Origin of the sequence: Neobacillus sp. 19, assembly GCF_049463095.1 — a bacterium.
Lineage (GTDB): Bacteria > Bacillota > Bacilli > Bacillales > Cytobacillaceae > Neobacillus.
Map to the genome: position 1 here is coordinate 1 of NZ_JBMPZU010000087.1, position 3,765 is coordinate 3,765.

Genomic DNA, 3,765 nt, shown 5'->3' on the forward strand with positions numbered 1-3,765 from the left:
AGCTAATTCAAAAGATAGGACGGCTCCGGGGCCACCAGCCTGGTCTTTCTGAATATGATATTGCGGGTGACTTTCAAGTCCCGGATAATGAACTTTTTTAACAAGCGGATGAGCATCTAAAAATTTAGCTAGTTTCATAGCTGATCGTTGTGATTGCTCTAGACGAACGTGCAATGTCTTCATGCCTCTTAATACTAGCCAGGCATCTTGAACACCTAAGATGGCCCCAAATCCGTTTTGCAAAAAGCCTAATCTTTTCGCTAAACCTTCGTCATTAACGACAGCAAGCCCGGCAACAACGTCACTGTGACCCGATAAAAACTTCGTCGCACTATGGAGCACAACATCTGCACCTAACTCTAACGGTTTTTGATAAGAAGGAGTCAGGAATGTATTATCGACAAAGGTTAGTGCGCCAGTTTCTTTGGCAATCCTGCTGATCGCCTTAATGTCGGTTACTTTCATCAATGGATTCGAAGGCGTTTCAACATAAAAGGCTTTTGTATTGTGCTGAATTGCCTTCTTCACTTCATCAAGATTTGTCATATCAACAAACGTATGATCAATGCCAAGCCGTGAAAGAACCTCTGTCACCATACGGAATGTACCGCCGTATACATCCTCTGTAATGACAATATGATCACCAGCAGAAAGAAGAAGGAATGCCGTTGAAATCGCGGCCATACCTGATGAGAAGGCAAACCCTTTTATCCCGCCCTCAAGTTCGGCGATTACATCTTCAAGTGCTTCCCTTGTCGGATTTAAACTGCGGCCATAATCATATTTACCAAACTGGTCGAAATCAGATTGGTGGAAGGTGGATGCATGCTGAATTGGCACACTAACCGCTCCAGTTGTTGGATCAATTTTATGTTTATTATGGATGAGCCTGGTTTCAAAGCTAAATTCTTCTTGTGCCATTAGAAAAACACTCCTTCTTTAATATGGGCTAAGGCACCCTCAAGGTCAAAAATTAAATCTTCTGCATCTTCAATCCCAACAGAAAAACGCAATAAGCGATTGTCCACGCCAGATTGGATCCTTATTTCTTCTGGAATATCTGCATGTGTCTGTGTGGCTGGATAGGTGATAAAGCTTTCAGTGCCGCCAAGACTTTCCGCAAACGTAATTAGCTTTAATCCTTGTAAAAATGGATTCACCCATGTTTCTTCTTTTAAACGGAACGAAACCATCCCGCCTCTACCCGAATAAAGGACATCTGTCACGGCTTCATGTTCAGAAAGGTATTCGACAATGGCCTTTGCATTTTTCTCATGTTGTTTCATCCGGAGCGACAAGGTTTTCATACCTCGCATTAACAGCCATGAATCAAATGCACTTAGGACACCGCCTGCCCCGTTATGATGAAATGCCAAAGCATCACAAAGTTCCTTGCCTTTTGCCACAATCAGCCCGGCAAGCACATCATTATGACCGCCTAAGTATTTCGTCGCACTATGGATGACAATGTCGGCACCAAGTACGATGGGCTGCTGTAATAATGGTGTATAGAATGTATTGTCAACAATCAGCAAGATCCCGTGTTTCTTCGCAATGGAAGAAACAGCGGCAATATCTGATTGCTGCATGAGGGGATTGGTCGGAGTCTCAAGAAAGATTGCTTTTGTCTGAGGTGTAATCTTTCGTTCAATCTCTTCTGGACAACACGTATTTACATATTGACTGTTCAAGCCCCATTTTTTATAGCCTTTTTCTAATAACCGGTAGGTACCACCATATAAATCCTCGCTCACTAACCATTCATCCCCACTTTGGAATAAGGATAGGATCGTGAAAATCGCAGCCATTCCTGAACTGCAGGCGAACCCTTGATCACCGCATTCCAAATCGGCAATTGTTTTTTCAAGGAGCTGTCGTGTTGGATTCCCTGTCCGTGAATAGTCAAATCCGGTTGATTGTCCGATTCCATTGTGTCTGTAAGCTGTTGAAAAATAAACCGGAGGGTTCACTGTTCCGGTTGCAGTGTCACTGCGATTTCCAATTTGGGCAAGTTTCGTATCAATTTTGTACATGGTGCACACTCCTTGTTTAGTAAACTATAAATATTGGCTTTCTGCGGTGCTTTAATGCTACGAGGCATTAAAGTCATTAGGATATAAAAAAAGCCTTCTATAAAGAGAGACTTTTGTAAGTACGACCAAATTGTCATTCTTCTTATCTTGCAAATTAGCAGCAGCTAATCTGCAGGACTTAGCACCTTTTCAATGAGTTTCCCCATTGATGGTTGCTGAGCGTCGCAGGGCCATTCCCTCAACCTCTCTTGATAAGAAATCAATATTTAGATTATTTATAAAATTTACTACAACTTTGGAGCGATGTCAATTTGATTTTTAGAAAAAAACAAATAAAACTAAAAAGGATCAGAAAAATTGACATTTAATGTTCTTTACAAAGAATAAGGCATCGTTCACTATAATGACATTAGAGAAAGGAGTGAAATTTATTAAGGAGAGGTTCTCTATGTTAGGTACAAAAATTCAAAAATTAAGGAAGAAAGAAACCTTTATTTCAGCTGGCTGGAACAATCTCCAAGTCCTACTTAAGCCACATTGAAAGAAATATTCGAACAAACCCATCCCATTGAAGTGCTAGTGAAAATTGCCGCAGCATTAGAGGTTAATATTCAGACCCTTCTCAGTCCAAATAACTCAACGTTGGAAACAAGAAATCCCAAAAAAATCCTTTAATAGATTGGAGTGTTTTTATTAACACTGCCCTGGAGTCTGGATTAATTAATGAAGCAGATTTGAGGGAAATAAAACTGGCAATACAAAATAGCAAACCAAAGACCTGATTAAAAATACCTATAATAGAGGTAATATTATTGACTTGTTCGTTATAATGAACTATAATCACTCATATAAAGAAATTAATACATTGTTGTTAGGAGATTAGTATGAAAAGAAGGGGCAATATTATTTATCTTACAGCGATTATTTTTGTAGTAGCAGAGCATCCTTTTTTTAATAACAATGTTGCCGAGAATCTTGGATTGAAAAAGGAAGACCAATTTGTCACCATGACCGCAAATAGTCAAAACGAATATGTGAATGTGGAGGACTTCGGAGCCAATGGCGACGATGCAAAGGACGATTCTACTTCCATTCAAGAAGCGATCCATTTCAGTCATGATTCGAAAATTGGAACTGTAAAGTTACTTGGAAATAAGAGGTATATTCTGAATAAAGGAATCGTTTTAAAGGAGGGCATTGAACTTAGAATTTGGCCAAAATACAACGTTACAAATCGAAGGGAACTTTAAAGTTATTGAAGTGAGAGAAAAATGCATCCCTGTTAAATGGAATTCTTGAAATTGTCAATGCTGAATTTGATTTCAGAGCGTCATTTATTTAGACGGAAATCAAAAATTTTGGTCCTGGGACAAAACCCGAATCGACGATAGAACGATCTTAAACACCAGCGGTTCACAGTAAGGGACGCTTCATCTATATGCTGGGGGTTCAGGTAATTTTATTAGTTTTGTCAATTTTACTGACATAAATATTGCAGGCTTTCAAACCGGCGTTAAATTGGAGGCTGAGGAGCCAAAAGTTAAAAATAAATATAACTTTGTAAATGGAAACCGATTCACTAATCTAACCTTAAGATGATTGTATAAACGGTATTGCCATGATTGGCTTTATTAGTATTCCAAATGAAAGTTCCGGTAATGAGTTCAGCGGACTGCAAATTCAAGTATCGAAGGTAACAAAAAGTGTAGTAAAAGTCAGCGGCTCCGATAAT

4 protein-coding genes and 1 riboswitch are annotated in these 3,765 nt (G+C 39.3%); of the genes, 2 read left to right on the top strand and 2 right to left on the bottom strand.

What is annotated here, in order from left to right:
• Positions 1-921, bottom strand: a 921-nt coding sequence (locus ACO1D1_RS24990) for an aminotransferase class V-fold PLP-dependent enzyme (protein WP_423337512.1), incomplete at its 3' end; no start/stop codon positions are given.
• Positions 921-2,033, bottom strand: coding sequence for a methionine biosynthesis PLP-dependent protein (locus ACO1D1_RS24995; RefSeq protein WP_149871416.1), 1,113 nt, complete (start codon positions 2,031-2,033; stop codon positions 921-923). The genes ACO1D1_RS24995 and ACO1D1_RS24990, both read right to left, overlap by 1 nt.
• Before the next feature lie 139 nt (positions 2,034-2,172).
• Positions 2,173-2,291, bottom strand: a riboswitch (SAM riboswitch).
• Positions 2,292-2,570: 279 nt separating this feature from the next.
• Between ACO1D1_RS24995 and ACO1D1_RS25000 the strand changes: the two genes are divergently transcribed.
• On the top strand, positions 2,571-2,708 hold the full coding sequence (locus ACO1D1_RS25000; RefSeq protein ID WP_423337513.1) for a hypothetical protein: 138 nt from the start codon (positions 2,571-2,573) through the stop codon (positions 2,706-2,708).
• Between the two features lie 209 nt (positions 2,709-2,917).
• Entirely contained in the window at positions 2,918-3,283 is a 366-nt protein-coding gene (locus ACO1D1_RS25005; protein ID WP_423337514.1) for a glycosyl hydrolase family 28-related protein, read from the top strand.
• Positions 3,284-3,765: the final 482 nt, after the last annotated feature.

Coding starts and splice junctions, on each gene's coding strand:
- ACO1D1_RS24995 (WP_149871416.1), bottom strand. CDS start 2,033: ATGTACAAAATTGATACGAAACTTGCCCAAATTGGAAATCGCAGTGAC.
- ACO1D1_RS25005 (WP_423337514.1), top strand. CDS start 2,918: ATGAAAAGAAGGGGCAATATTATTTATCTTACAGCGATTATTTTTGTA.